A 5,258-nucleotide genomic window follows, 5' to 3' on the forward strand; every position below is an offset into this window, starting at 1 on the left:
CCCCCTTTAGAAGTTTTCCTGTTGGAGAAAGTCTACGTCACTACCACCAAATCTTTTGGTTACTGTTGCGGTATAGAGTGGTCAGCTAAAGGCTGGAGTTATGAGATTGTCTCCGGCAACGATAATCTAACTGTTTTAGGACGTGAAATCATTGGTACAGGCAACTTACAATTAGTTATCAAAGAAAAGCCTGTGTTTCGCCTGGGTGAAACCGTCGAGTTCCGATTTCATGGCAATGGGCTACCAGTAAGGATTGTCCAGGGCATCCAACTGATTTGCGATTCCTGGTTCTACTGCATCGAATGGATGTCCCCAGGAATATCTGAAAACGGTGACGAGCTTTTTACTTTCAGAGATGCGATCGCCCTTGGCGGGACTTCGCCCATCGCACGGGTGACTGACTACGATTTGGAGAGAGTCCGATTATGACGGTGTACACCTCATATTACAGTGGTGAAATCCGAGGCGAGGGTGTTTCAATTTCGCTGTACCCTCCCAAAATTGGAAAGGTAAACACCTTGCTCTGTTCGCGCCAACTCCCGAACTGCTGAAGTGGTAGAAGGCATCAGCCCAGGATACCGCCGCACAGGAAGAATGCACCAGGGAGTTCAGGAAGACTCTGGATTCTCGTCAGCAACTAATTCAATTATGGGTGAAAAAACAGAAAGAAAATCCGCAAGATATAACCCTATGCTGCTTTGAAAAGACTGGGGATTTCTGTCATTGATATCAAGTTGGTGAGGAGATACTGCAAGAGCTTTGGGGCGGGGAAGTTGGGGCTGATCAAACCCTTGTCCAAGGCAAGACAAATCACCCTATTACATATCCACCTTTGATATTGTGGCTGATCGAGAAATGTCACGCACTGGGTTATCCTGTGAAGTGCGATCGCTCTCAGAGTATGACAACCTTTATAGGTAGGTTGTCACCCTCTGAGACAACTTGGACTATTTGTTAGCGTGGAACTGTAAACGCATTGTTAATGCTTAAATCCAAAAAAAACTAGCTTAAATGAGTCTTATCTAGTTTATAAACTTAGTGAGGCTGTCAAATTCTTGCTTTGGAACTTATCCTTATTTATCACCCTAACGGGGGTTTTTACTGAAAGTAAATTTAAATAGTTTCGCTAATTTTTCCAATACAGTCTTTTAGTTAAGGAATATGTTCTACAAATAACATATTCCCTATTTCGTTAAACTTAACTTTAGGTTAAACTTTAACCTTTTTGTCTAATGTTAACTTTTTCTTCATGAGCCAGCCAATGGTACAAGCAATGAAACTGCCACCTAAGATGGTAGGCTCAGGAACTTGCCTATAAGTAACTTTACCTGAGCCAATTTGGATATTATTGGCAGAGGTAATTGCAAAATCATATCCATTAATGTCGTATGTGATAGAGCTTGAAGGATTGGCTTTATCGGAGAAGATATATTGCAATCCAACAGATTCAATACCTGTTAAGAATGTGGTTGGAAATACAATGGGATATCCTGGATATTCAGTATCATCCTTTTCGGTGTAAATATTAAGGTCGTTGTCGAATTGAAAATTTAGTGAGTTAACTATTGCTACCGGAATATTATCCTCACTAAAAGTTGAGTCATCGTAGCTAAAGAAACCTTCTCCTTTAGTTATAGAACTATCGACCGTGAAAGCGTAATTAATCAGTGCGGCAGATACTGATTTAGCTCCCACAATAGTAAAAATTAAGGCACAACTAGTAGCAAGCGTTAATTGCAAGACTAATTTCATATCAATTTCTCTCAAGATAAATTTCTGCAAGTAATTCTCACGAAAACGATGTAAATAGGCTTGATATAATTCCTAATTCTCCATGCTCTCCTAGCTCCTTTTTCAAGGAGCTAGGGAAAATCAAGCCTGAATTTGATTAGTTTGCTTGAGCAGAGAGGTTATCTGTACTCAAACTCAATTTACCAAGTAGCTGCGCGCGATTTTGGCGAAGGTCGGCATGGCTGCGCTCTGTCGGATAAGGCACATTGTTGCCTTTGATGCCAGCCCAAACCACGTTATTGAATTTCTCAGGATCTACCTTATCTTCAACTTCAAAGTTGAAGCCTTTGGTTGCTTGCACCCACCACTGTTGGTTACGCAGAGAGGGGATAGCTGCTGTCTTTTCTACATTCTTGTCTTGGCAAGCTGGCACTAGTTTGGGGTCTACAGGTTTACCACACAAGTTACCAGGCACGACAGCTTTATAAGCAGTAAAATCTGGTTCTCTAGTGAATGCATCTGACATCGGTTTGGCATTGGCATCAGTGATTCCTAAATAACCAATGTTCAGTAAATCTTCCATTGTCCGCACTAGGCTAACAGTGTTGTAGTTAGTGCTGACTACGACCTTTCGCTTAGTGTAAGGCGAAATAATATAGACTACTGAGCGATGACTATCAACATGGTCAGGGCCGTCTTGGGAATCATCTTCTACAATAACGATCGCAGTGTCTTTCCACAGAGGAGACTTGGAGATTTTTTCCACTAGCAAGCCAACAGCATAATCATTATCAGCCATTTGCAGTGGGACAGTATTCAAACCAGCTACGGCGTTACCGAAATCACCAAAGTGGTCGTGAGGTAAACGTACTAGTGACAAGTTAGGCAATTCATTCCTTGCCAGATAGCTATCAATGTCCCGCGCCCATTCATTGTATAGATAGATGTCAGCATTCTTCTGGTCGTATCCCCGGAAATAGTTGTCAGTTTTATCCAACAATACACGTTTAGCAGCTACAGCTTGGGGAATATTATCAGCAGTAGGATTTGGAGAGATGGGGATGTAAAGCGGGTTGGTAGGATCTGGTTCTGTGGGATCTGCTTGGGTAGTACTGTAGCTGCCATCAAGGACGAAGAAACCGTAATTGCGTACAGTCTTACCAGCACGCAATGCTGCATCCCAAAGATAGCCGCCGATAGCGTTTGAATTCAGTTCACCATCGCCTGCGGGGGCATTTACATCTCGAGTTCCAGGCAAAATAGAAGATTTCCCAGAGGGATCTAACACTCCCGTTACTCGTGTATTAAATTGGGAGGGATTAGAAGAAGTTTGCGGTAGGGCAAGGTTGATTCTACGGTTAGTACCTTCGTAGTCGTAGGTCAAACCGTTAAACTCAGCGTTGCCATAAAGTACTGATTGAGTTTTTTCAGTGTAATCAGTTGTCCTTGCATAAGTAGACCAGTTCCAGCCCACACCGCTTGACTCACCAGAATCATAGAAGTTATCAAAAGTCACAAAGTCAAGGGCTAACTTGTGATGGTTGGGTGAAATTGGTTGTGGGAATAAAGTTAATGCTGGGTCGCCGTTGCCAACAGGTAAATCGCCGAGTATTTGGTCGTAGGTACGATTTTCTTTAACTACGTAGATAACGTGCTTAATCTTGTTCTGGAGAAACTTCATCGTCCGGTCAGGACGGCGATTGTAGAAACCGTTGTTTCTGTCTACCTGTTCGGAAAGCGTAGCTAAAGTGCCACCTTTCGGAACTGGAATAACTGAGATCCCAGCTTTTTCTAAAGCCCAAGTATACTCATTTCTAAAAGTTGTGTTGCGTGCTAGTCCGCTTGGTGTTGTTTCGCCATTTGAAGGGTTGGGGCCAGAATTGCTCTTGGCATTGACAACGTATAGGTTTTGACCATCCTTACTAACGCTTACAGAATTGGGATACCAGCCAGTTGGGATACGTCCAATCACCCGACCAGATTGCAAATCCACAACAGCAACAGCGTTCTCACCTCCGAGAGTCACGTAAAGCTGACGTTCATCTGAACTCAGCGCCACAGAGTTGGGATTTGCTCCTTTGTACTGATCGCTAGGTCTAGACAGATTGATAGTTTGGACAACGCTATTGGTATTTGTGTCGATGACTGAAACCGAATCACTATTACCGTTAGCTACATACAGTCGCTTTTGGTCGGTCGAGAGCGTTACTTTGTTTGGTTGGCTACCTACAGGTATACGGGTAACTTGCCCGGAAGCAATGCTAACAGCAACCACCTCGTTGTCGCGCTGGCTGGTAACAAAGACTTTAGCTGCTGCACCGTTTTCTGCACTCTTGATGGCTACATCAAAAGGGAATTCTCCTGTTGGTATTCGATCGCCTGGTCTAAAGAACTTAATTTCTCTGAGTACTTTACGGTTAGTAGTATCAACAATTGATATTGAGTCGTTCTCAAAATTAGCAGCTACTAAAGTTTTGCCATCTTTGCTGAGATCAAGACCCGCTACAACTGCTCCTGTTGTTACAGTTTGAGCTGGCGCTACAACTGCTCCTGTTGCCACAGTTTCAGCTGGTGTGTTCTTCAACAAACCACCATCGTAGATAGGGAAGGGCGCAGTTTGTTCGGAATTGTGACCTAGCAAAATAAAGGGAGCATCTGGCAAGTACTGGTTGCCATTCGAGGCATAAGCATAAACGCGATCGTCAATGCCACCTGATACATAAAAGCGTGTGCCGTCTTTTGCCCAAGCTAGTCCATTATATGTGTTGGGAATGTTAATCTGCTGCTGCTTAACCAACTTACCGCTGCTGACATCAAAGACAAAAACCCATTCAGCTTTTGAAGTTCTCGTAGCACTTGGTTTGCCAGTTAATGGGTCTAAGACTGGATAAGTGAGATCAGCACCATTTTGACTCCTGAAGTTGTTGTTATAGCCACTGGTAAGCACCAGTAGAGTTTTACCATCGGGGCTGAGGGCTGTGGTTACAGCTTCGGCAGCATCAGCATTATTATCTGTACGCAAACCAGTTGCCAAACGTGTAAACGTCGAGCCTGGGGCAGCTGCGGGTGTAATCACTTGACCTGTGGGTAGTAATGCTCCACCTTCAGGTAGATCACCAACACGGCTAGTAGCAAGCTGGGCTGTAACTATTTGTATACTGCTTACTACTATCACCACTGCGACCAGCAGGCTAAGTAGGAGATATCGCTTACGCTTGAAATTGAACATTTGCTGTTTCACACATCAAAATTTCTTGCCTACGCAGCCAATATTCTTATTTACTAGTTAAGAACAGGATAAGATAAGGTTACTTTCAAAGTAATTGGGATTGACGAAATGTTAAAAATTTAGTACTTACTTAACCGATCGCTTCCTCTGGTTTTTGTAAACTAACTTGCCAGCGCCAAATTGCCGAGGCGATCGCCATACCCACACCCCAAGCTAAAGGCAACCAAATAATTGCCCAGTGACCACCAGGCCATTTCACATCCAATCCTGCACCCAGCCAGTAAACACCAAATCCCAT

At 43.6% G+C, this 5,258-nt stretch carries 3 protein-coding genes; 1 reads left to right on the forward strand and 2 read right to left on the reverse strand.

Annotated features, from left to right (window positions below; all coding sequences use genetic code 11):
- Nucleotides 1-429 (forward strand): DUF1392 family protein (locus tag H6G97_RS44820; protein ID WP_190946914.1); only part of this gene is annotated, 429 nt, incomplete at its 5' end.
- Nucleotides 430-1,209: 780 nt separating this feature from the next.
- On the opposite strand, the gene H6G97_RS44825 is transcribed toward H6G97_RS44820, so the two are convergent.
- Together H6G97_RS44825 and H6G97_RS44830 are read right to left on the reverse strand one after the other, a co-directional pair.
- Entirely contained in the window at nucleotides 1,210-1,767 is a 558-nt protein-coding gene (locus H6G97_RS44825) for a PEP-CTERM sorting domain-containing protein (protein ID WP_242056045.1), read from the reverse strand.
- A 121-nt stretch (nucleotides 1,768-1,888) separates the two neighbouring features.
- Nucleotides 1,889-4,960, reverse strand: coding sequence for a beta-propeller fold lactonase family protein (locus tag H6G97_RS44830; RefSeq protein WP_190946915.1), 3,072 nt, complete (start codon nucleotides 4,958-4,960; stop codon nucleotides 1,889-1,891).
- Nucleotides 4,961-5,258: the final 298 nt, after the last annotated feature.

The sequence above is a fragment of the Nostoc flagelliforme FACHB-838 genome, from assembly GCF_014698065.1.
In the GTDB taxonomy this organism is placed as follows: Bacteria; Cyanobacteriota; Cyanobacteriia; order Cyanobacteriales; family Nostocaceae; genus Nostoc; species Nostoc flagelliforme_B.

Excerpts from the sequence above, each read along its gene's own strand:
- H6G97_RS44830 (WP_190946915.1), bottom strand. The coding sequence starts at position 4,960 with ATGTTCAATTTCAAGCGTAAGCGATATCTCCTACTTAGCCTGCTGGTC.